Below are 21,992 nucleotides of genomic sequence, written 5' to 3' on the forward strand. Positions count from 1 at the left end.
TCACTCCCTCCCCAGGACCGGGCCGTTGTCGAAGTAGTCGTCGTCCGAGGCAGCCGGCGCCGGGTGGGCCGGACGGCTCGGCGGGGCTTGGTCGCGCAATTGCGGCGGCGAGTCCCCGGAGTCCGTTTCGTCCGCCGGCACCTCCGGCTTCGGAATCTGTTCTTCGAGAAATTTCATCGCGTCGCTGTGCTCGCCGATGACCGGCGCCATGATGGCACTCAGTTGCTCGGCCGCCTTGGCCTGGGCGCGGTGCGCGGTGGCGAGCACCGCGGCGGCGAGCGCGGCGCGCGGCATCTCCTCCGTCCGCACGCCGAAGTCGAGTTGCTGCAGCGCACCGGCGGTGTTCACGGTGACGGTGACCGCCCCGTCGTTGCTCGAGGCGGTCGCGGTGACGTGCTTGAGCTTTTCCTGAGCTTCCGCCGCGCGTCGACCGATTTCGGCGATTTCGGGTGCCTGTGCGTTCATACGGGGAAACTGCTCTCGGATTGGGGACGAGCTCTCTCTGTGGGAGGCGGCAAACCGGGTTCCGGTTCCCTGCGGCAACCGCAGTAATTTTTGTCCGGTTCAGGATTGTTAATCGTCATTTACCCGTCGATTACCGGGTGCCGGCCGGGCCGGGACGACGGGTGGGCACGGGGGCAGCGGGGTTTCCGTAAACTCGTTGTGAGTACCCGGGGCGGACCACGAGGAGGTGCGGGTGGCGAACACGGACGAACGGCGCTTCGACGTGCTGCGCGCGATCGTTGCCGACTACGTCTCCAACCAGGAGCCGGTGGCGTCGAAGTCGATCGTCGAACGGCACAACCTCGGGGTGTCCAGTGCCACCGTGCGCAACGACATGGCGGTGCTCGAGGAGGAGGGGTACATCGCCCAGCCGCACACCAGCGCCGGGCGGATCCCCACCGACAAGGGCTACCGGCTGTTCGTGGACCGGCTCTCGGAGATCAAGCCGCTGTCGGCCGCCGAGCGGCGCGCGATCATCAGCTTCCTCGACTCCGGCACCGACCTCGACGACGTGCTGCGCCGCTCGGTCCGGCTGCTCGCGCAGCTCACCCGCCAGGTCGCGGTGGTGCAGTACCCGATGCTCGCCAACACCGTGGTGCGCCACCTCGAGGTCGTCCCGCTCACACCGGCCCGGCTGATGCTCGTGCTGATCACCGACTCCGGCCGGGTCGACCAGCGCACGGTCGACCTCGGCGACGTGGTCACCGAGGAGACCGTGCTGCGGCTGCGCACCGTGCTCAACGGCGCACTCGCCGGACGACGGCTCGCCGATGCCGCAGCAGGCGTCGCCGAGCTGCCCGAGGCGGCTCCCACCGACCTGCGCGACCACCTCACCCGGCTGTGCACCACACTGGTCGAGACACTGGTCGAGCACCCGGAGGAACGGATCGTGCTCGGCGGCACCGCCAACCTCACCCGCAACGTCGCGGACTTCCCCGGATCGCTGCGCCAGGTGCTGGAGGCGCTCGAGGAACAGGTCGTGGTGCTCAAGCTGCTCGCCGCCGCGCGCAACCCCGGTGCGGTCACCGTCCTCATCGGTGAGGAAAATGAGGACGAGCAGATGCGCAGCACCTCGGTCGTGTCGATCGGCTACGGCCGGGAGGACATGCTGCTCGGGGGGATGGGTGTCGTCGGGCCGACGCGGATGGACTACCCCGGCACGATCGCGGCGGTCCGCGCGGTCGCCAACTACGTGGGGCAGATCCTGTCCGGCCGCTGACCGGCGGCAAGGGCGGAACACGAAGGAGAAGGCAGAGCAACGTGGCGAGGGACTACTACGGGATCCTCGGGGTGGCCAAGAACGCGAGCGATCAGGAGATCAAGCGCGCGTACCGCAAGCTGGCCCGTGAGCTGCACCCCGACGTGAACCCGTCGGAGGATGCCCAGCACCGGTTCAGCGAGGTGACCACCGCGTACGAGGTGCTCTCCGACCCGCAGAAGCGCAAGATCGTCGACCTCGGTGCCGATCCGATGGACTCCGGCGGGCGCGGCGGCGGCGGAGGCGGTGACCCGTTCGCCGGTTTCGGCGGGCTCGGGGACATCATGGACGCGTTCTTCGGCGCCGCGGGCGGGGGCGGCGGCCGCGGCCGGGGCCCGCGCAGCCGGGTGCAGCCGGGATCCGACGCGCTGATCCGGCTCGGCCTGACGCTCGAGGAGTGCGCCACCGGCCTCGATCGCGAGATCACCGTGGACACCGCGGTGGTCTGCGATCTGTGCCGCGGCAGCGGCGCCACCGAGGGCACCGGCACCAAGACCTGTGACACCTGCGGCGGCGCCGGCGAGGTGCAGTCGGTGCAGCGGTCCTTCCTCGGCCAGGTCGTCACCGCCAGGGTGTGCCCGGTGTGCCGCGGCTTCGGCGAGGTCATCCCCGACCCGTGCCGCCAATGCGGCGGCGACGGGCGGGTCCGGGCGCGGCGCAACGTCACCGCGAAGATCCCGCCGGGCGTCGGCGACGGGATGCGGATCCGGCTCTCCGGCCAGGGCGAGGTCGGCCCCGGCGGCGGCCCGGCGGGCGACCTCTACGTGGAGATCGACGAGACCCCGCACGAGGTGTTCGTCCGCGAGGGCAACGAGCTGCACTGCAACTTCCGCATCCCGATGACCACCGCGGCGCTCGGCGCGACGGTGCCCATCGCCACCCTCGTCGACGGCGACTACGAGCTCGACGTCGAAGCAGGCACCCAGCCGGCCACCGAACTCGTGCTCACCGGCAAGGGCATGCCGCGGCTGCGGTCGTCCGGCCGCGTCGACGGCAGGGGCGACCTGCACGTGCACATCGACGTGGTGGTGCCGACCAAGCTCGACGAGTCGCAGCGTGAGCTGCTCGTGGAACTCGCCCGCCAGCGCGGTGAGGAAGTGCCCACGCTCGCCACCAACGGCAGCAAGCACGGCGGCCTGTTCGCCAAGCTCCGCACCAAGAACCGCTGACCGTGCCGGACACCACGCTGCCGGTCTTCCTCGCCGCGGAGGTGCCCGGCAGCGGCCGGACGACACTGCTCGACGGCGAGGAGGCCCGGCACGCGGCCACCGTGCGCCGGCTGCGCGTGGGGGAGCAGCTGGTGCTCTCCGACGGCGCCGGCGCCATGGCGCGCTGCACGGTGGACGCCGTGCAGGCCGGCCGCGATGCGACGGTCGCCCTCACCGTGGTCGAACACTGGATCGAGGAACCACCCGCGCTGCGCGTGCACGTCGCACAGGCGCTGGCCAAGGGCGACCGCGGGGAACTGGCCGTGGAGCTGGCCACCGAGGCCGGTGCGGATGCCGTGGTGCCGTGGCGGGCCGCCCGCAGCGTCGCCCGCTGGGACGACGGGCCCCGCGGCGGGAAGGCACTCGCCCGCTGGCGCGCCACCGCCCGCTCGGCCGCCAAACAGGCCCGGCGCGCGCACGTGCCCGAGGTCGCCGAACCGGTCGGCACCGAGGAACTCGCCCAGCTCGCCGCCACCATGTCGGCCACCCTCGTGCTCGAATCCGGTGCCGGCGCCCGGCTCGCCGACCTCGACCTGCCCACCGGCGGTGACCTGCTGCTGGTCGTCGGCCCCGAAGGCGGCATCACCGACGGCGAACTCGGCACCCTGGAAAGCGCCGGTGCCACCACCGTCCGGCTCGGTCCGGCGGTGCTGCGCACCTCCACCGCCGCCGCGGTCGCCCTCGGCGCTCTCGGCGCGCTCACCGGCCGCTGGGCCTGACCCCGCGCCCGGCCGGAACACCGCGGACCGGACAAATTCCGGACCGGAACGTGGCGCGAGCCCGCCCCCGGCGGTTACGCTCCACAGCAACGCGCGGTACGACGAGGTTTCAGCGCGCCACTGGGTGGGCATACCTCTTCGCGCGTACCAGACCCCGCCGGGCACCTCCCCCCTCGGTCCGGCGGAGCCGCGGCGCGGTGGAGCGACCCCCAGGCTCCACCTCGCCGCGGCGTTCTTCTGAGCGCCCCCGGCCGGTCCGGCGGCACGAGCGCAACCACCGGAGTGCATCCATGGACACCGACTGGGCGCACGAACTCGGCGACCAGCTGGACTGGCACTGGCGGGAACGGCTGCGCCCCCGGCTGGCCGGGCTGACCGACGACGAGTACTTCCGGGAGCCGGCGCCCGATTGCTGGACCCTGCGCCCGCGCCGGAGCGAGAGCGAGCTGGGCGGCGGACGGCTCACCGTCGACTACGCCTTCCCCGCGCCCGTTCCGGCACCGGTCACCACCATCGCCTGGCGGCTCGCGCACCTGACCGTGCACGTCCTCGCGAAAAGTGCCGAACGGTATTTCGGCGGGCCGCCGATCGACTACGGCAGCCACGTCTACGCCGAAACGGCCGCGGCCGCGCTGGACCAGCTCGACGGGGCCTACGACGCCTGGTCCGCCGGCGTCCGCGCGGCCACCCCGGCGCAGCTCGGGCGCCTGCTCGGCGCGGACTCGGCCCCGTTCGGGGGCAGGCCGCTGGCGTCGGTGGTCCTGCACATCAACCGCGAGGTGATCCACCACGGTGCCGAGGTCGCGCTGCTGCGCGACCTCTACCTCCGCCTGCCCGGACGAGCCGGTCCGGAGCCTTTGTAGGGTGTGGGGCATGGATGGTGCTGCGGCCGAGACGTTGTTCGAGCGGATCATCGCCGGGGAGATTCCGGCGGACGTCGTTCACCAGGACGAGGCGACCTTCGCGTTCCGGGACATCAACCCGCAGGCGAGGGTGCACGTGCTGGTGGTGCCGCGGAAGCGGTACCGGAACGTGGCGGAGCTCGCGGCCGCCGATCCCGGCCTGCTCGCGGACCTGCTGCGGAGCTGCCGCACGGTGGCCGGGCTCGAGGGGATCGAGGAGACCGGGTACCGGGTGGTGTTCAACACCGACGCCGACGCCGGGCAGACCGTGTTCCACGTGCACGCGCACGTGCTCGGCGGGGAGCAGCTCGGGCTGTTCGGCAGCCCCGCGCAGTAGCGAAACCGGCCTGCGGGCCGGGCCTGCGAGCAAGTAACATCGAGGGCGTCCGCAGTACTCAGACCAGCGAACGCGCAGAAAGCAGGCCAGAGGCCACGTGGCCGGAACCGCACCGGGTGGAGCCGCCCGTCCCGACGTCCCCGACGACACCCCGGCCACCAGCGTGGCCCAGTCCCGCTTCCCGATCCCCGACGCGGCGGCGCTGAGCCTGCTCGGCTCACGCGACGAGAACCTGCGCGTCGCCGAGGATCTGCTCACCGCGGACGTGCACGTGCGCGGCAACGAGGTCACCCTCACCGGAACCCCGGCCGACGTCGCGTTCGCCGAGCACGTCTTCACCGAGCTGGTCCAGCTCGCCGGCGGGGGCCAGCAGGTCGGGCCGGACACCGTCCGGCGCACCATCGGCATGCTCTCCAGCGGCGACGCCTCGCCGACGGAGGTGCTCAGCCTCAACATCGTGTCCCGCCGCGGCAAGACGATCCGGCCCAAGACGCTGAACCAGAAGCGCTACGTCGATGCCATCGACAAGCACACCGTCGTCTTCGGCATCGGCCCGGCCGGCACCGGCAAGACCTACCTTGCGATGGCCAAGGCGGTGCAGGCACTGCAGGCCAAGCAGGTCACCCGCATCGTGCTCACCCGCCCCGCGGTCGAGGCCGGTGAGCGGCTCGGCTACCTGCCCGGCACGCTCAACGAGAAGATCGATCCGTACCTGCGCCCGCTCTACGACGCACTGCACGACATGATCGAACCCGAGTCGATCCCGCGGCTGATGCAGGCGGGCACCATCGAGATCGCCCCGCTGGCCTATATGCGGGGACGCACCCTGAACGACGCCTTCATCATCCTCGACGAGGCGCAGAACACCACGCCCGAGCAGATGAAGATGTTCCTCACCCGGCTCGGCTTCGGTGCCAAGATCGTGGTCACCGGCGACATCACCCAGATCGACCTGCCGGGCGGGCAGCGCAGCGGGCTGCGCGTGGTGCGCGAGATCCTCGACGGGGTCGAGGATCTGCACTTCTCCGAGCTGACCAGCCAGGACGTGGTGCGGCACAAGCTGGTCGGCGACATCGTCGACGCGTACGAGAAGTGGCAGGCCGTGCAGGACGCGCAGGAACACGGCGGAGCGAAGGGCAGCCGCCGATGAGCATCGAGATCGCCAACGAGTCCGGGGCCGACGTCGACGAGGCGTCGATCGTGGCCGCCGCGCGGTTCGCGCTCGACAAGATGGAGGTCAGCCCGCTCGCCGAGCTGTCGGTCCTGCTGGTCACCCTCGAGGTGATGGAGGATCTGCACCAGCGCTGGATGGACCTGCCCGGCCCCACCGACGTGATGGCCTTCCCGATGGACGAGCTGGACTCCTCCCGCCGCCCGGACGCGCCGGACGCCTCGCCCGCGCTGCTCGGCGACATCGTGCTGTGCCCCGCCTTCGCCAGGGACCAGGCCAAGACCGCAGGGCACTCGGTGCTCGACGAACTGCACCTGCTCACCGTGCACGGTGTACTGCACCTGCTCGGCTACGACCACGCCGAACCGGCCGAGGAACGCGAGATGTTCGGGCTGCAGAACCGCATCCTCGGCGAATTCCAGTCCGCGATCGCCGCACTGGACGCCCGCGACGCGCAGCGCAACGCGGACGACCGCGTGCTCGGCATCGCGGGCCTCGACACCCCGGCCCCCGGGGAAACCCCCTAGGACACGAGCATGGGCAGCCCCACGGCACAGCTCGTCGTCGCGATCGCGCTCGTGCTGCTCGCCGGAGTGTTCGCCGCGGCCGACGCCGCTATCGGCACCGTTTCGCAGGCCCGCGTCGACGGGCTGGTGCGCGGCGGCCGTGGGGGCGCCCGGCGGCTCGCGGCCGTCGTCGCCGAACGCCGCCGCCACATCAACCTGCTGCTGTTGCTCCGGCTCGGCTGTGAGCTCACCGCCACGGTGCTGGTCACGGTCGCCTTCGGTGCCTGGTTCCACCGGCTCTGGCTCGCGGTGCTGCTGTCCGCGGTGGGCATGGTGGTCGTCAGCTACGTGCTGATCGGCGTCGGGCCGCGCACCATCGGCAGGCAGCACCCGTACCGCGTCGGCATGATCGTGGCCGGTCCGGTCCGGGTGCTCGGTTCGGTACTCGGCCCGTTGTCGCGGCTGCTCATCGTGCTCGGCAACGCGATCACCCCCGGCCAGGGCTTCCGCGAGGGGCCGTTCACCTCCGAGGTCGAACTGCGCGAACTGGTCGACCTCGCGCAGGAACGCGGTGTGGTGGAGGACTCCGAGCGCGAGATGATCCACTCGGTGTTCGAGCTGGGTGACACCGTGGCCCGCGAGGTGATGGTGCCGCGCACCGAGATCGTCTGGATCGAGCGCACCAAGACCGTGCGCCAGGCACTCGCGCTCGCGCTGCGCACCGGCTTCACCCGGGTCCCGGTGATCGACGATTCGGTCGACGACATCTGCGGTGTGGTCAACATCAAGGACCTGATGTCCTGCTACCTGGATCCGGACGGGCCGAGCACCGCGGTCGGCGCGGTGATGAACCCGGCGAGTTACGTACCCGACTCCAAGCGGCTCGACGAGCTGCTCAAGGAAATGCAGCGTACGCACCACCATCTGGCGATCGCGATCGACGAATACGGCGGCACCGCCGGACTGCTCACCATCGAGGACATCCTCGAGGAGATCGTCGGCGAGATCACCGACGAATCCGACACCGAGGAACGGCCCGACGTGGAGGAACTCGCCGACGGCGCGGTGCGCGTGTCGTCCCGGCTGAGCGTCGACGACCTCGGCGGGCTGTTCGGTGTCGACCTCGAAGACCACGACGTGGAGACGGTGGGCGGACTGCTCGCGCAGCGACTGGGTAGGGTCCCGCTGCCAGGGGCCGAAGCCGAGATCGCCGGCCTTCGGCTGTTCGCCGAGGGCGGCAAGGACCGCCGCGGCCGCATGCGCATCACCTCGGTGGTGGTCCACCCGGCCGGCCTCGCCGAGGGACCCGGCACCCGCCGGCGCCCCCGGGTGTCCCAGCCCGACGAAAGCGACAGGAGAGTCGACCATGCCTGACCTCGACGCCGAGGACCAGAAGCTCGTCACGCTGGCCCGTTCGGCGCGGGCCCGCACCGGTGCCGCCGAAGGCGCCGCGGTGCGCGACACCGACGGCCGGACTTACGCGGCGGTCACCGTCGAACAGCCCTCCTTCCGGCTCACCGCGGTGCAGGCGGCGGTGACCGCGGCGCTGTCCAGCGGTGCCGAGGGTTTCGAGGCGGCCGCCGTGGTGACCGCCGACGCGCTCGTGGACGAGGCGTCCGTGCACGCGGTGCGGGACGTGGCGGAACGGGCACCGATCGTGCTGGCCGATCCGGCAGGCGAGGTCGTCGAGGTGCTTCAGTCATGACCGAGCCGCACCGGTCCGGCTTCGCCTGTTTCGTCGGACGGCCCAACGCGGGCAAGTCGACGCTCACCAATGCCCTCGTGGGCACCAAGGTCGCGATCACCTCGAGCAAACCGCAGACCACCCGGCACGCGATCCGCGGCATCGTGCACCGGGACGACGCGCAGCTGGTGATCATCGACACGCCCGGCCTGCATCGTCCGCGCACCCTGCTCGGACAGCGGCTCAACGACATCGTGCACGAGACCTGGTCCGAAGTGGACGTGGTCGGCTTCTGCGTGCCTGCCGACGAGAAAGTAGGCCCAGGGGACCGGTTCATCGCCGCGGAGCTGGCCAAGGTCGCGCGTCGCACGCCGGTGGTCGGCGTCGTGACCAAGACCGATCTGGTCCGCCCCGAGCGGGTTGCCGAGCAGCTGCTCGCGTTGCAGGACGTGATGGAGTTCGCGGAGCTGGTCCCGGTGTCGGCGGTGGACGGGTTCCAGGTCACCACGCTGGCCGACCTGCTGGTCACCCGGCTGCCCGAGGGGCCGCAGCTGTACCCGGGCGGCGAGCTCACCGACGAACCGGAGCAGACGCTCGTCGCCGAGCTGATCCGGGAGGCCTCGCTCGAGGGCGTGCGTGACGAGCTGCCGCATTCGATCGCGGTCACCGTGGAGGAAATGCTGCCGCACGAAGGCCGTGACGACATGATCGACGTGCACGCGCTGCTCTACGTCGAGCGCCCGAGCCAGAAGGGGATCATCCTCGGCCACCGCGGCGAACGGCTGCGCGAGGTCGGCGCGACCGCGCGCGGGCACATCGAACGGCTGCTCGGCTCGAAGGTGTACCTCGATCTGCATGTGAAGGTCGCCAAAGACTGGCAGCGTGACCCGAAACAGCTGCGCCGTCTCGGCTTCTGACTCGTTTCCGCCCGCGGGGACGGGTAGCGTGCCCGGGGCGAAGCCGACCACCAGGGGGAAGCACATGACGGGTCCCTACCCGCCACCGGGCGGGCCCTACCCGCCGGGACCGTATCCGCCGCAGGGACCGTACGGGCCCTACTCCTACGGGCCCCCGCCGGACAACCACCTCGTCTGGGCCATTCTCAGCACGGTGTTCTGCTGCGTACCGTTCGGGATCGTCGCGATCGTCAAGGCGACCCAGGTGAATACCCTGTGGTATCAAGGGTTTCCGGCGGAGGCGCACCGGGCGGCCGACGAGGCGCGCAAGTGGGCGATGTGGTCCGCGCTGAGCCTCGCCATCCTGTTCGGGCTGTACCTGCTGGTCGTGCTGGTCGTATTCCTGATCGTGGGTGCGTCGGCGAGCCGGCTGGTGCCGTGAGTACCGTCTACCGGGGGGTGCCCGCCCGTGGCGCGCGGGCGGTGGCACTGGCGCTGGCCGGGCCGGGTGCGGTCGTGGCCGGGGCGGGCGTGGCCTGCGCGGCGGTGTGGCTCGGCGATCCGACCACGCCCGGCGGCCCGCTTCCGGTGTGCCCCACCAAACTCCTGTTCGGCATCGACTGCCCCGGCTGCGGCGGGATGCGGATGGCCTACAGCCTGCTGCACGGCGACTTTTCCGCGGCACTGCACTACAACGCGGTGGCGCTGGTGTTCGTGGCGCTGCTGGCCTGGAGCGGGGCGGCGTGGACGGCGGGCAGGCTCCGCGGCCGGGCGATGCGCTCGTGGCTGCACTGGCGCTGGACCCCGCATGTGGTGGGGGTGACGTTCGCCCTCTGGTTCGTGCTGCGCAACCTCCCGTTCGCGCCGTTCAGCGGCTTGTTCGTCTGAATTTCGCGCCGGGGGAACCGGATCCGGGCCGGGCCCGTCGAAGGGGTCCGTCCCCTCGACCGGGGGACCCGCCTGGATGGGCCGGTCGCGGCGTAACCGAGTACGCTCCGCGCACGGCCGTCCACGGTGGACCCGAGCGGCCGCCGCATGCGCGAGTGAACGACCAACGAGGGGGAATTCCCGATGACCGGTCCCTACGGCCAGCCGCAGGGCCAGCCGCAGGGTCCGCCCTACGGTGCGCCGCCGGCAGGCGGACAGCCGGGCGTACCACCGGCCCAGGGCGGTTTTCCCCAGCAGCCAGGCGGATTCGGCCAGCCACCGGCAGGAGGGTTCGGCGCGCAGGCACCCGGATACGGCCAGCCCGCGCCGTTCGGCGGCCCGAATCCGTACGGCCCGCCCGGCGGATACGCGGACTGGGGCCAGCGGGCCGGTGCGTTCCTGATCGACTACGGCGCGATCATCGTGCTGTATCTCATCGCGATCATCCTCGGCTTCATCTCGCCCACCGTCGCGCTGATCTTCTACCTGCTCGGCGGGATCGCGACCATCGGGTGGGGGATCTACAACCGCTGGATCCAGGGTGGCAACACCGGGCAGTCGCTCGGCAAACGGGTCGTCGGGATCAAGCTGGTGAGCGAGCAGACCGGACAGCCGATCGGCGCGGTGATGGCGTTCGTGCGCGATCTGGCGCACGCCCTCGACTCGGCGGCCTGCTACCTCGGTTTCCTGTGGCCGCTGTGGGACGACCGGGCGCAGACGTTCTCGGACAAGATCCTCGGCACTGTGGTGGTGCCCGTGGAGTCGGCGCCGGCCCCGCCGCAGCCCGGCGGATACGGTCAGCCCGGCGGATTCCCACCACCGGGGCAGCCGCCGTCCGGTGGTTTCGGTCAGCCTGCCCAGTCACCGCAGGGTTTCGGTCAACCGGGGCAGCCGTCGTCCGGTGGATTTGGTCAGCCTGCCCAGCCGCAGCAAGGTTTCGGCCAGCCACAGCCCGGCTTTGGCCAGCCACCCGCCGGGTTCGGCCAGCCGCAGCAGGGTTTCGGTCAACCGGGGCAGCCGCCGTCCGGTGGTTTCGGTCAGCCTGCCCAGCCACCGCAGGGATTCGGCCGGCCGCAGCAGCCGCCGTCCGGGGGATTCGCGCAGCCGCAGCAGGCACCGGCCCCGTTCGACCAGCCCGAGCCCACCCAGATGATCAACCCGGGTGGCCGCACCGATTCCGGCCCGAAGAGCGATCCACCGCAGGCCTGATCCACCGAATACCGCACGAGCACGAGAAGGTTGGGGAACCGAGACATGACCAATCCCTACGGGCAGCCGCCGCAGCCCTACGGCCAGCAGCCCGGCTACGGTCAGCAGCCGCCCGGCTATGGCCCTCCGTCCGGCGCCCAGCCGGTGCCCTACGGCCAGCAGCCCTACGGTGGACAGCCCTACGGCGGGCAGCCCTACGGCCAGCAGGCGGCCTTCGGCCAGCCCGGTTACGGCGGCGGTCCCGGAGCCCCCGGCGACCTCAACGAGATCAAGGAATACAAGGGCTGGGCGATCGGCTGCATCTTCCTGATGTGGATCCTCGCGATCTTCGCGATCATGAAGTCGAACGAGGTCCGCACGTTCAAGATGCAGGGCAACTACGCGATGGCGCAGCAGGCCTCGCAGACCACGAAGACGCTGTGCCTGATCGCGACCATCATCGGCAGCATCGCCTACGCGATCTCGATCGTCTTCATCATCATCGCGATCGTCGCCGCGACCGAGGTGCACACCTACTACTGCACCGGCTCTTACTGCTGAACCAGGGTGTCACCACCCCGATGTCGCCCGGAAGTGGGACGATGTCGGGGTGGCGAACCTCTACCGCGACACCGGAGTGGTGCTGCGCACGCACAAGCTGGGCGAGGCCGACCGGATCGTCACCCTGCTCACGCGGCGGCACGGCAAGGTCCGCGCGGTCGCCAAGGGGGTGCGCCGCACCTCGTCGCGGTTCGGCGCGCGGCTCGAGCCGTTCGGGCACGTGGACGTGCAGTTCTACACCGGGCGCACGCTGGACGTGATCACCCAGGTCGAGACCGTGGACGCGTTCGCGCTGCCGCTGGTCGCCGACTACCAGCGCTACACCGCTGCCAGCGCCATCGCGGAGACCGCCGACCGGCTGTCGGCCGAGGAGGGCGAGCCGGTGCTCAAGCTGTACCTGCTGATGGTCGGCGCACTGCGCGCGCTGGCGGAGGGACAGCGGGACCCGTCACTCGTGCTCGACGCGTTCTTCCTGCGGGCGATGGCCTACGCCGGCTGGGCGCCCGCGATCACCGAATGTGCCCGCTGCGGACTGCCCGGACCGCATGCCGCGTTCAACGTCGCCGCGGGCGGTTCGATGTGCCCGGACTGCCGGATCGCCGGATCGGTGCATCCGGCACCCGAGGTGCTCACCCTGCTGGACGCGCTGCTGCAGGGTGCGTGGACGGTGGCCGAGGCCGCGCCCGGTATCACCCGCCGCGACGCTTCCGGCCTGGTCGCGGCCCATCTGCAGTGGCATCTGGAGCGGCAGCTGCGGTCGCTGCCGCTCGTGGAACGGCGTGCCCGGGAGGCCGCCGCGCAGGGGCAAGTAGGGTCACCCGGGTAGGGAAGCCCACTCGGCAGGAGGCCGCGAAGTGCTGCGCAGGGGACGCGAGAGCAGGGCGTCGGGATACGAATTGCGGGCACCGGATCCGCATCCCTCCGGCGCGAAACCGCCGGAGATCCCTCGTGAGCTGGTCCCGAAGCACGTCGCGCTCGTCATGGACGGCAACGGCCGCTGGGCCAACCAGCGTGGCCTGCCGCGGATCGAGGGGCACAAACGCGGCGAGGCGGTGATGATCGACGTCGCGAGCGGCGCGGTCGAACTCGGCGTGAAATGGCTTTCGGTGTATGCGTTCTCCACCGAGAACTGGAAGCGCAGCCCGGAGGAAGTGCGGTTCCTGATGGGCTTCAACCGGGACACCATCCGCCGCCAGGTGGACTACCTCGGTTCGATCGGCGTGCGCATCCGCTGGGCAGGCCGCCGGCCGAAACTGTGGGCGAGCGTGATCAAAGAGCTGCAGGTTGCCGAAGAGAAGACCAAGAACAACACGCACCTCAACATGACCATGTGCGTCAACTACGGCGGCCGTGCCGAGCTGGGCGACGCGATGCGCCGGATCGCCCAGGACGTGGTGGCCGGCAAGGTCAAGCCGGACAAGATCGACGAGCGCACCGTCGCGAAGTACCTGTACCAGCCGGAAATGCCGGACGTGGACCTGTTCCTGCGCCCGTCGGGCGAGCAGCGCACGTCGAACTTCATGCTGTGGCAGTCGGCGTACGCGGAGATGGTTTTCCAGGACACGCTTTTCCCCGACTTCGACCGGACCCACCTGTGGCGCGCCTGTCTCGAATTCGCCCGTCGCGACCGCCGTTTCGGCGCGGCCGTGGACCAGTCCGAGGGGAGCGGCGTGTGAGCACCGCGGAAGCAGCCGAGACCGGCGCTCTGCTGACCAGGGCGCGCGAGGCGCTGGAGCGTTACCTCGAAGTGCACGTCGACGACGACGGCGCGATCACCTTCACCCACGGCGACGTGCCCTGCGTCGTGCAGGCCACCCGGCTCGCCGACGGCCTCACCGTGCTGAGCCTGACCTGCGTGGTCGGCTGGGACCTGCCGGACGACCCGGCGCTCGGTGTCGCGGTGGCCGAGCGGGCCGGACAGGGCCTGTTCGGCACGCTCGGCGTCGGCCACACCGACAGCGGCGTGGACGTGACCCTGCGCTACGCCTTCCCGGCGGAGGGCATCGAACCGTCTCCGCTCGGAACGCTGCTGATGCTGGTTGTCTCCACGGCTTCCCAGCTGCGGGCGGAACTGCCCGGCGTGCAGGGCTGACCGCGGGGCGTTCCGTCTCCGGGTCCGGTGCCCGGCACCGGTGTGGAATGACCGGTTTGCCGACCTCGAACGGGTGACTTCCGCGCGAAACGGGCGCGACCGTCCCTCTCGCGGCACCTGCGGACGGCGTCGTGTCGGGGTCGGCTGGCATCATCGCCGTCGTGGAAACCATTTCCGGCAACGCCACCGGGAAACCGCCGCGCACGCGGCGGTTCCGGCTCAGTTCGATCGAGATCCTGTGCGCCGTGCTGCTCGTCGCGATCCTCGCGCAGAGCCGGCTCCAGGATCTGTTCGACGTGCCCGCGCTGCGCACCGGTTCGACCGTGTTCGTCGCGGTGTGCGTGCAGGCGCTGCCGTTCCTGGTGCTCGGTGTGCTGATCAGCGGTGCGATCGCGGCGTTCGTCCCGGCGAGGGTGCTCGAACGGGTGCTGCCGCGCCGGACCTCGGCGGCGGTGGGCGTGGCCGGTCTGGCCGGGGTGGCGCTGCCCGGGTGCGAGTGCGCGTCCGTCCCGGTGGCGCGGCGGCTGATCGGACAGGGCGTGGCACCCGCGGCCGCGCTGACCTTCCTGCTCGCCGCGCCCGCGGTGAACCCGGTGGTGCTGGTGGCCACCGCGGTCGCGTTCCCGGGCAGGCCGGAAATGGTGCTCGCGCGGTTCGCGGGCTCGCTCGTCACGGCGATGGTGATGGGCTGGGTCTGGGCGCGGTGGGGCAAGCTGTCGTGGATCACCGAACGGGCGCTGCGGCGGCTGCCGGACGTGGCGCCGGGCCGGCGCTGGCAGGTGTTCGCCGAGACTGCGCGTACCGACCTGGTCGAGGCGGGCGGGTTCCTCGTGCTGGGCGCGCTCATCTCCTCGGCGCTCAACGTGCTGGTGCCTGCGCAGTGGTTCGGGGTGCTGTCCGGGCAGGTGGTCATCGGCGTGCTGGTGATGGCGGTGCTGGCGGTGGTGCTCGCGCTGTGCAGTGAGGCGGACGCGTTCGTGGCCGCGTCGCTCTCCGCGGTGCCGTTGCTGCCGAAGCTGGTGTTCCTGGTGGTCGGCCCTGCCATCGACGTGAAGCTGTTCGCCCTGCAGGCGGGCACGTTCGGCCGGTCCTTCGCGGCCCGGTTCGCGCCGGTCACGTTTGTCGTGGCGCTCGCCTGCGGCACGATTTCCGGACTGGTCTTCCTCGGGAGCGGGCGATGAGGCGGGAAACCCAGAACGTGCTGCTGATCCTGCTCGGCGGTGCCCTGGTGAAGATCGCAGTCAACGGCGACTACCTGCGTTACGTCAAACCGGCCCAGCAGCCGTGGATCATCGTGGGCGGCACGGTGATGGTGCTGCTCGGCGCGGCTGCCATCGTGAGTGACCTGCTGCGTGCCCGCGCCGCGGCGAAGGCGGCCGCGCAGGCCGGGCCGGACCTCGCCGTCGTCGCTGCGGACCCGCACGGCCACCCGGCGTCGGTGGCCGATCCGGCGCCTGCGGACGTGGCCGGTCCGGCCGCCGGGCATCCGGCCGGCGACGCGCACGGGCACCACCATCCGGTGCGGTCGGCGTGGTTGCTCGTGGTGCCGGTGCTCGCGGTGTTCCTGGTCGCACCACCGGCGCTCGGGGCGGATTCGGTCACCCGGACCGAGGCGAGGGTGCCGCAGAGCGCGGCGACCACGGCGGCGTCGGCGTTCCCGCCGTTGCCTGCCGGTGCGGTGGTGCCGATGGCGATGAACGAGGTCGTCACGCGGGCAGGCTGGGATTCCACCGGCACGCTGAACGGCCGCACCGTGCAGGTTTCCGGCTTCGTCGTGCAGACCGGCGGCCGGACGTTGCTGGCCCGGCTGGTGATCAGCTGCTGCGCGGCGGACGCGTCGCCGGTCACGGTGCACCTCTCCGGCGGTGGTGCCGAGCGGTTCCCGAGTGACACCTGGCTGCGGGTCACCGGGCAGGTCGTGCCGGGCACCGCGTCCGAGGCGAACAGCTACACGCCCGACCTCGTCCCGGCGACGGTCGAACGGATCAGCGCGCCCAAGGATCCTTATGAGTACTGACGATCAGGGTGCCGCGTGCTCGGCGCAGGTGCCGGTGATCTCCACGGTGTGGCCGATGTCGGTGAAGCCGTGCTCCGCGGCGATCTTCTCCGCCCACCGCTCCACGGCCGGGCCCTCGACCTCCACCGTGCGGCCGCACACGCGGCAGACGAGGTGATGGTGGTGGTGCGACGAGCACAACCGGTAGACGGCCTCACCGGAACCGGTGCGCAGCACGTCGATCTCGCCCGCCTCGGACAGCGACTGCAGAGTGCGGTACACCGTGGTCAGCCCGATGCCGTCGCCGCGTTTGCGCAGCTCGTCGTGCAGCTCCTGGGCGGAGCGGAAGTCGTTGACGGTGGTGAGCAGCTCGACCACCGCCGCCCGCTGTTTCGTGGCGCGGCGGCCGGGCACCGGCACCGGCTTGGAGACCTGGGACATCGTCACTTCCCTTCCTGCACGTGGGTCACCGCATCGACGACGATGTGCGCCAGGTGGTCGTCCACCAGCCGGTACACCACTTCGCGCCCGCGCCGGTCGCCGCGCACCACACCGGCCGTCTTGAGTACCCGCAGGTGCTGGCTGATCAGCGGCTGCGCGACATCGAGTGCGTCCACCAGCTCGTGTACGCACCGATCGGCCTCCCGCAGCTGCAGCACGATCGCGATCCGCACCGGTGCGGCGAGTGCCCGCAGCAGCTCGCCCGCGTCGGCGAGCGCGGCCGCCGGAACCCCGGCCGTGCCGTCTTCCACCGGGGCCGCCGCGTGCGGTCCGGCCTGGTCGTGCGTGCCGGTCTCGTGCCCGTCGTGCCCGCGGTGCCGGTCGGTGCTGTCGGCGGCGGAGGCCGCCTGGCCGAGGGGCAGGCCGGCGCCGCCCGCCGGGCCGGTGACCGGGTCCATCGAGAGGGCGCCAGTGCTCGCCGGTCTCATCGCGTGCCTCCACTCGCGTCCTGCCGCCACGCCGGGGGCGCCGCGGGAAGCCGGCCGCCGTTTCCGAAGGCGGATGTCATTGCCGATAACGGTGCGTTCCATCGTAGTGTTCCCGGTCGCCGGACCGGGCGATCACCGGGTCGGCCGCGCGACGACCGTGCTCACCCGATCGGGTGAGTTCGATGGGAATTGGCCCGTCGGCTTCGCAAGCGGGGGTGGAGCGGGCAAGGTTGTCGCGGGGGCGTTTCGCCGCTGCTCGTATGCTGGCGACCCGCTCGGGACGAGCCGGAGGGCAGTGGGGAGAACATGACTCGTTTGGGGACCAGGACCGGGGCGGCGGCCGGGCCGAAGACGGTGGCGAAAGTACTGGTGACGGCGCTGGCGACGGTGCCGGTGCTCGCGGTGTCGGCCACCGCTGCCGGCGCGCAGACCGCGCCGGGCGCACCGGCCGTGGACGAGAAGACCGGTCCGGTGTCGTTCGCCAACATCGCGTCGGTCCGGCTCGGCGGCGATCCGCAGCACGGGGGCGCGCTGATCACCGAGACGCAGCGGTCGCCGCTCACCCCCGGCCAGTCGCGGCTCGGCACCGACCGCGTGGCGGTGCCGAAGGACGACAGTGAACGCAAGACCTTCGGCGGCAACTACGAGATCGATCTCGGCAAGTACGCCCGTCCGGCGGAAAGCCCTTATCCGGCCGGCGTCGCGAGCCGGGACCACCAGGTCGTCGCGACGCTGGAGGGGACCAACGTGCCCAGCGCGTCGGCCGAGACCAACTACGCGCTGCGTGACAACACCCGGGGCGGCGCCAAGCCGGTGGACAACACGGTGCTGGTGCTCGAGGGCGCCCGCACCGCGGTCGACTGCGCGGCACCGGGCAAGGTGTCCGGCAGCACCTCGCTCGCCCGGCTCTGGGTGCGCGGCGAAGACGATCAGCTGCGCCAGGCCGCCATGCCGGGTGGCGGGAATTCGCTGCGGCTGGCCAATCTCCGGATGGGTGCGCCCGGCGAGGTGCCCGGGGCCAGTGCCAAGACCACGCGCTCGGACGTCGTGGTTTCCCGGGTCACCGCGTTCGACCAGCTGGTCAAGCAGGACGGCTGGCGCTCCGGCGACGTCACCGCCCAGGCGGGCTGGCGGCTGCAGATCACCACCCATGCGCACGACGACAACGACACCCAGCTGCAGGACGTGCAGACCACCATCGTGCTCGGCGGGGCCAGCTGCTCGATCCCGAAGAACTTCACGCCCAACGCCGCGGGCGGTACCGGCACCGGTGCCACCACGCAGCAGCCGTCGGTGCCCACCGAGGTTCCGGCCGGGTACCTCGGCGCCGCGGCCGCGCCGTCGGACGACCTGCGGGTTCCGCTTGGTGTCGGCCTGCTCGGCGGCGGGCTCGTGTTCGGTTCGCTCGCGATCGTGTTCGGCCGTCGCCGTAGCGCCCGTTCCCGCGGCGAGTAGGACGGTGCGGCACCGCGTCCTTGCCGCCGTCTCCGCGGTGATCGCCGTGCTGGCGCTTGCGGCCGGCGTGATCGTGCTGACCTGGGTGCCCGCCCCGGCCCCGACGGCGGCGGCCGTCCCGCCGCCGGGTTCGCTGCCGGGCGAGGACGCCGCGCCTGCAGAACTGCCCGCGGACGGGCAGGCGGTCGGGCAGCAGCGGCCGGGCAGCGTGCGGCTGCCCGACGGGTCCGAGGCCCGGCTGCGGCGCACCGAGGTGACCGCGGACGGCGTGCTGCCGATCCCGCGTGGGCTCGGCGATGCCGCGTGGTGGGGTGCGCGGCTCGGCGCGGAACAGGGCGCCGCCGTGCTGTCCGGGCACGTGAACTGGGCCGGTGCGAAAGGCCCGTTCGACGACCTGTGGCGGGTGCGCACCGGCGACAACGTGAGCGTCGTCGACTCCTCCGGCGGCCGCTGGCTCTACCGGGTCACCGGCGCGGTGACGCTCGGCAAGGAGCAGCTGCCCGCGCAGGCACCGCAGTGGTTCGTCCAGACCGGCCCGCACCGCCTGGTCCTGGTCACCTGCGGCGGCGACTACGTCGGCGGCACCGAGGGCTACGACGAGAACCGGCTCGTCACCGCAGCCCTGGTGTCCCGCCCGGATTGACCCGCCCCCGGATCGACGGGCCGCAGACGGACCGCCCCGGATTACCGGGCCGCAGACGGACCGCCCCGGATTGCCGGACCGCAGACGGACCGGCCGCGGCTAGCCCGGCCCGGATAGATGCGCTGCAGGTCGACCTGACTTGGAATTGACCGGCTTGGACTGACTGACTTGGCTGCGCTGGGCTGACTGGCTTGGACTGACTGACTGACTGACTTGGCTGGGCTGGGCTGACTGGCTTGGACTGACTCTGGCCCGCCCGACCTGGTTCCTGGGCTGACCGGCAGGGGCGGCCTGACCGGCTCGGCTGGCCTGCCCGAACCGGCTCCGGGCTGCCCGACTCCGGCCGGGCTGACCCGCCTCGGTCCGACCGCCCCGGAAGGGCTGCCTGACAGACCCGCCTGGATTGGCCCGGGGCCGGTCGGTGCAGGCAGCCAGGCCGACCGGCGCGGCAGGGTTGGCCGCGTCGAGACCGGCCCTGGCCCGACCCGCCCGGACTGACCTGCCCTGCCGGGACTGACCTGCCCTGCCGGGACTGACCTGCCCGGCCCGGATTGACCCGCCCGCCGTGACTGAGCCGCCGGGACTGACCTGCCGGGACTGACCTGCCCTGCCGGGACTGACCTGCCGCGACTGGCTCCCTTGGACTGGCGTCGAGTTGATGGGGGGGGGCACCGTCCCGGCCGGAAAGACTGGTCCTGGGTTGATCGGCGCGGGCGGAGGGATCGGCCTGGGCTGGCTGCGCCGGGCCGGCTGCGCCCGGCTCGGGCACGGGCTTACCGGTGTGAAAACCCGATGCAACCCCGCCGGTGTCCGGTGGCATGTGTCCGGTGAGGGAACCGCCGGAACCAGGGAGCACGATGCAAGGCATACAGAACCGGACCGCGCGCATTCGTGGGGTGTTGATCGCCGCCGCGGCCGTCGTGGTGGTGGCGATCGTCGCCGCCGTGCTGATCTTCAGCGGACAGGACGACTCCGCTGCCGCGCCGCAGGCGGGTGGCACGCTCGCGTCGTCGCAGCAGCAGCAGGGGGAACGACCCGATCCCGGGCGACCGCCGGGCACCGTGGCGCTGCCCACCGGCGGTACCGCGAAACTCGTGCCGGAGCAGGTCGGCGACGACGGTGCGCTGGTCATCCCGCAGAGCCTCGGCGAGGCCGCCTGGTGGGGTTCCGGGGTCGGTGCCGCGCAAGGCGTGACCCTGCTGTCCGGGCACGTGAACTGGAAAGGCAAGACCGGTCCGTTCATGCAGCTGTGGCAAGTGAAACAGGGACAGACGGTGACCGTCACCGACCGCGCGGGCGCGCACTGGGGCTACCGGATCGACGAGGTCCGCACCGTGCACAAGTCGGCTCTTGCCACCGAGTCCGCGAAGTTGTTCTCGCCGGAGGGCCCGCACCGGCTGGTGCTCGTCACCTGCGGCGGCGACTACGTCGGCGGCACCGAAGGCTACGACGACAACCGGGTCGTGACGGCCTCGCTGGTCAGCCATCCCTGACATCCGGCCTGCGCGCAGCGGTGCGGGGACGGCCGGATAGGCTGAACCGGTCAGTCCGATAACCGTCCCCGCATGCGTCCGGAGCGTGGAGTGCCCGCCAACACCATCGATACCGTCGTCAGTTTGTGCAAGCGCCGTGGTTTCGTCTTCCCGTCGGGAGAGATCTACGGCGGCACCAGGTCGGCGTGGGACTACGGGCCGCTCGGGGTGGAGCTGAAGGACAACATCAAGCGCCAGTGGTGGAAGACCGTGGTGCAGGGCCGCGAGGACGTGGTCGGTCTCGACTCGTCGGTGATCCTGCCGCGTCAGGTGTGGGTCGCCTCCGGTCACGTGAACGTGTTCACCGACCCGCTGATCGAGTGCCTCTCCTGCCACAAGCGGTTCCGTGCCGACCAGCTCGCCGAGGACTTCGAGGCGCGCACCGGCAAGACGACCACCGAGGACGATCTGTCCGACGTGCCGTGCCCGAACTGCGGCACCCGCGGCAAGTACACCGAGCCGCGCGATTTCAACATGATGCTCAAGACCCACCTCGGTGCCGTGGAGACCGAGGAGGGCCTGCACTACCTGCGCCCGGAGACGGCACAGGGCATCTTCGTCAACTTCCTCAACGTGCAGACCGCCTCGCGCAAGAAGCCGCCGTTCGGCATCGGCCAGATCGGCAAGTCCTTCCGCAACGAGATCACGCCGGGCAACTTCATCTTCCGCACCCGCGAGTTCGAGCAGATGGAGATGGAGTTCTTCGTCGAGCCGGGCGAGGACGAGCGCTGGCACCAGTACTGGATCGACACCCGCACCGAGTGGTACACCGGCCTCGGCATCAAGCGCGAGAACCTGCGCCATTTCGAGCATCCGAAGGAAAAGCTGTCGCACTACGCGAAGCGCACCGTCGACATCGAGTACCGCTTCGCGTTCAACGCCGGCCAGGAGTGGGGTGAGCTGGAGGGCATCGCCAACCGCACCGACTTCGACCTCACCACGCATTCCAACCACTCCGGGGTGGACCTGTCGTTCTTCGACCAGGCCTCGGGCCAGCGCTACCGCCCGTTCGTGATCGAGCCTGCCGCGGGTGTCGGCCGCTCGATGATGGCGTTCCTGGTCGATGCGTACGACGAGGAAGAGGTGCCAAACGCCAAAGGCGGTACCGACAAGCGCACCGTGCTGCACCTCGACCCGCGGCTGGCGCCGTACAAGGTCGCGGTGCTGCCGCTGTCGCGCAACTCCGACCTCTCGCCGAAGGCCCGCGACCTCGCCACCCGCCTGCGCCGGCACTGGAACGTCGATTTCGACGACGCACAGGCGATCGGCCGCCGCTACCGCCGCCAGGACGAGATCGGCACCCCGTACTGCGTCACGGTCGACTTCGATTCACTGGAGGACCAGGCGGTCACGGTCCGCGAACGCGACAGCATGACCCAGGAGCGCATCGCGATCGACCAGGTGGAGTCCTATCTGGCCGGGCGGCTGCTCGGCTGCTGACGACCGGATTCCGAACGGCCCTTTCCCGCTGCCCGGCGGGGAGG

At 71.3% G+C, this 21,992-nt stretch carries 26 protein-coding genes; 23 read left to right on the forward strand and 3 right to left on the reverse strand.

Features of this window, described 5'->3' with window-relative positions:
* The gene (locus ABD793_RS24700) at window positions 1-465 is read right to left on the reverse strand and encodes a YbaB/EbfC family nucleoid-associated protein (protein WP_344863969.1); all 465 of its coding nucleotides are present in this window, start codon (window positions 463-465) and stop codon (window positions 1-3) included.
* A gap of 232 nt (window positions 466-697) precedes the next feature.
* On the opposite strand from ABD793_RS24700, the gene hrcA reads away from it, so the two are divergent.
* From hrcA to ABD793_RS24795, 19 genes are all read left to right on the forward strand, one after another.
* On the forward strand, window positions 698-1,723 hold the full coding sequence (gene hrcA / locus ABD793_RS24705) for a heat-inducible transcriptional repressor HrcA (RefSeq protein ID WP_344863971.1): 1,026 nt from the start codon (window positions 698-700) through the stop codon (window positions 1,721-1,723).
* Window positions 1,724-1,764: 41 nt separating this feature from the next.
* Window positions 1,765-2,931 (forward strand): molecular chaperone DnaJ, encoded by a 1,167-nt coding sequence (dnaJ, locus tag ABD793_RS24710; protein WP_344863973.1) that lies wholly within the window; start codon window positions 1,765-1,767, stop codon window positions 2,929-2,931.
* Window positions 2,932-2,933: 2 nt separating this feature from the next.
* A complete protein-coding gene (locus ABD793_RS24715; protein WP_344863975.1) occupies window positions 2,934-3,689 on the forward strand; it encodes a 16S rRNA (uracil(1498)-N(3))-methyltransferase in 756 nt (251 codons plus the stop codon).
* Window positions 3,690-3,979: 290 nt separating this feature from the next.
* Window positions 3,980-4,552: a DinB family protein gene (locus ABD793_RS24720; protein WP_344863977.1), complete on the forward strand. Its 573-nt coding sequence runs from the start codon at window positions 3,980-3,982 to the stop codon at window positions 4,550-4,552.
* 10 nt (window positions 4,553-4,562) lie between these two features.
* Entirely contained in the window at window positions 4,563-4,928 is a 366-nt protein-coding gene (locus ABD793_RS24725) for a histidine triad nucleotide-binding protein (protein WP_344863979.1), read from the forward strand.
* A gap of 97 nt (window positions 4,929-5,025) precedes the next feature.
* The gene (locus tag ABD793_RS24730) at window positions 5,026-6,078 is read left to right on the forward strand and encodes a PhoH family protein (RefSeq protein ID WP_344863981.1); all 1,053 of its coding nucleotides are present in this window, start codon (window positions 5,026-5,028) and stop codon (window positions 6,076-6,078) included.
* Window positions 6,075-6,626, forward strand: a complete 552-nt coding sequence (ybeY, locus tag ABD793_RS24735) for an rRNA maturation RNase YbeY (protein WP_344863983.1) — start codon at window positions 6,075-6,077, stop codon at window positions 6,624-6,626. Before ABD793_RS24730 ends, ybeY begins: the two co-directional genes overlap by 4 nt.
* 9 nt (window positions 6,627-6,635) lie before the next feature.
* Window positions 6,636-7,979, forward strand: a complete 1,344-nt coding sequence (locus tag ABD793_RS24740; protein WP_344863985.1) for a hemolysin family protein — start codon at window positions 6,636-6,638, stop codon at window positions 7,977-7,979.
* Window positions 7,972-8,310, forward strand: a complete 339-nt coding sequence (locus tag ABD793_RS24745) for a cytidine deaminase (protein WP_344863987.1) — start codon at window positions 7,972-7,974, stop codon at window positions 8,308-8,310. Before ABD793_RS24740 ends, ABD793_RS24745 begins: the two co-directional genes overlap by 8 nt.
* Window positions 8,307-9,206, forward strand: coding sequence for a GTPase Era (gene era / locus ABD793_RS24750; RefSeq protein WP_344863989.1), 900 nt, complete (start codon window positions 8,307-8,309; stop codon window positions 9,204-9,206). The genes ABD793_RS24745 and era overlap by 4 nt, the downstream gene beginning before the upstream one ends.
* A 64-nt stretch (window positions 9,207-9,270) precedes the next feature.
* A complete protein-coding gene (locus tag ABD793_RS24755; RefSeq protein WP_344863991.1) occupies window positions 9,271-9,627 on the forward strand; it encodes a CD225/dispanin family protein in 357 nt (118 codons plus the stop codon).
* Window positions 9,624-10,073 carry a DUF2752 domain-containing protein gene (locus ABD793_RS24760; RefSeq protein WP_344863993.1) on the forward strand — a complete coding sequence of 150 codons (450 nt, stop codon included), beginning with the start codon at window positions 9,624-9,626 and terminating at the stop codon, window positions 10,071-10,073. The genes ABD793_RS24755 and ABD793_RS24760 overlap by 4 nt, the downstream gene beginning before the upstream one ends.
* Before the next feature lie 183 nt (window positions 10,074-10,256).
* Window positions 10,257-11,321, forward strand: a complete 1,065-nt coding sequence (locus ABD793_RS24765; protein WP_344863995.1) for an RDD family protein — start codon at window positions 10,257-10,259, stop codon at window positions 11,319-11,321.
* Window positions 11,322-11,366: 45 nt separating this feature from the next.
* The gene (locus ABD793_RS24770; protein WP_344863997.1) at window positions 11,367-11,861 is read left to right on the forward strand and encodes a CD225/dispanin family protein; all 495 of its coding nucleotides are present in this window, start codon (window positions 11,367-11,369) and stop codon (window positions 11,859-11,861) included.
* 49 nt (window positions 11,862-11,910) lie between these two features.
* Window positions 11,911-12,687 carry a DNA repair protein RecO gene (gene recO, locus ABD793_RS24775; protein ID WP_344863999.1) on the forward strand — a complete coding sequence of 259 codons (777 nt, stop codon included), beginning with the start codon at window positions 11,911-11,913 and terminating at the stop codon, window positions 12,685-12,687.
* 28 nt (window positions 12,688-12,715) lie between these two features.
* Entirely contained in the window at window positions 12,716-13,537 is an 822-nt protein-coding gene (locus ABD793_RS24780) for an isoprenyl transferase (RefSeq protein WP_344864001.1), read from the forward strand.
* Entirely contained in the window at window positions 13,534-13,953 is a 420-nt protein-coding gene (locus tag ABD793_RS24785; RefSeq protein WP_344864003.1) for a hypothetical protein, read from the forward strand. Before ABD793_RS24780 ends, ABD793_RS24785 begins: the two co-directional genes overlap by 4 nt.
* Window positions 13,954-14,114: 161 nt before the next feature.
* On the forward strand, window positions 14,115-15,134 hold the full coding sequence (locus ABD793_RS24790; RefSeq protein ID WP_344864005.1) for a permease: 1,020 nt from the start codon (window positions 14,115-14,117) through the stop codon (window positions 15,132-15,134).
* Window positions 15,131-15,970, forward strand: a complete 840-nt coding sequence (locus ABD793_RS24795) for a TIGR03943 family putative permease subunit (RefSeq protein ID WP_344864007.1) — start codon at window positions 15,131-15,133, stop codon at window positions 15,968-15,970. The genes ABD793_RS24790 and ABD793_RS24795 overlap by 4 nt, the downstream gene beginning before the upstream one ends.
* A gap of 3 nt (window positions 15,971-15,973) precedes the next feature.
* Here the strand turns inward: ABD793_RS24795 and ABD793_RS24800 are convergent, their stop codons facing one another.
* Together ABD793_RS24800 and ABD793_RS24805 are read right to left on the reverse strand one after the other, a co-directional pair.
* Window positions 15,974-16,390, reverse strand: a complete 417-nt coding sequence (locus ABD793_RS24800; protein WP_344864009.1) for a Fur family transcriptional regulator — start codon at window positions 16,388-16,390, stop codon at window positions 15,974-15,976.
* A 2-nt stretch (window positions 16,391-16,392) separates the two neighbouring features.
* Window positions 16,393-16,848: an ArsR/SmtB family transcription factor gene (locus ABD793_RS24805; RefSeq protein WP_344864253.1), complete on the reverse strand. Its 456-nt coding sequence runs from the start codon at window positions 16,846-16,848 to the stop codon at window positions 16,393-16,395.
* A 336-nt stretch (window positions 16,849-17,184) separates the two neighbouring features.
* Between ABD793_RS24805 and ABD793_RS24810 the strand changes: the two genes are divergently transcribed.
* The 4 genes from ABD793_RS24810 (at window position 17,185) to ABD793_RS24825 (ending at window position 21,948) form a co-directional block, all read left to right on the forward strand.
* Window positions 17,185-18,333 carry a hypothetical protein gene (locus ABD793_RS24810; RefSeq protein ID WP_344864011.1) on the forward strand — a complete coding sequence of 383 codons (1,149 nt, stop codon included), beginning with the start codon at window positions 17,185-17,187 and terminating at the stop codon, window positions 18,331-18,333.
* A gap of 4 nt (window positions 18,334-18,337) precedes the next feature.
* The gene (locus ABD793_RS24815) at window positions 18,338-18,976 is read left to right on the forward strand and encodes a class F sortase (protein ID WP_344864013.1); all 639 of its coding nucleotides are present in this window, start codon (window positions 18,338-18,340) and stop codon (window positions 18,974-18,976) included.
* 857 nt (window positions 18,977-19,833) lie between these two features.
* Complete coding sequence (locus ABD793_RS24820; RefSeq protein ID WP_344864015.1) at window positions 19,834-20,469, forward strand: class F sortase; 636 nt, start codon at window positions 19,834-19,836, stop codon at window positions 20,467-20,469.
* A gap of 90 nt (window positions 20,470-20,559) precedes the next feature.
* Complete coding sequence (locus tag ABD793_RS24825) at window positions 20,560-21,948, forward strand: glycine--tRNA ligase (protein ID WP_344864255.1); 1,389 nt, start codon at window positions 20,560-20,562, stop codon at window positions 21,946-21,948.
* Window positions 21,949-21,992 lie beyond the last annotated feature (44 nt).

It is taken from the genome of Amycolatopsis ultiminotia (assembly GCF_039536925.1).
Classification (GTDB): Bacteria; Actinomycetota; Actinomycetes; order Mycobacteriales; family Pseudonocardiaceae; genus Amycolatopsis; species Amycolatopsis ultiminotia.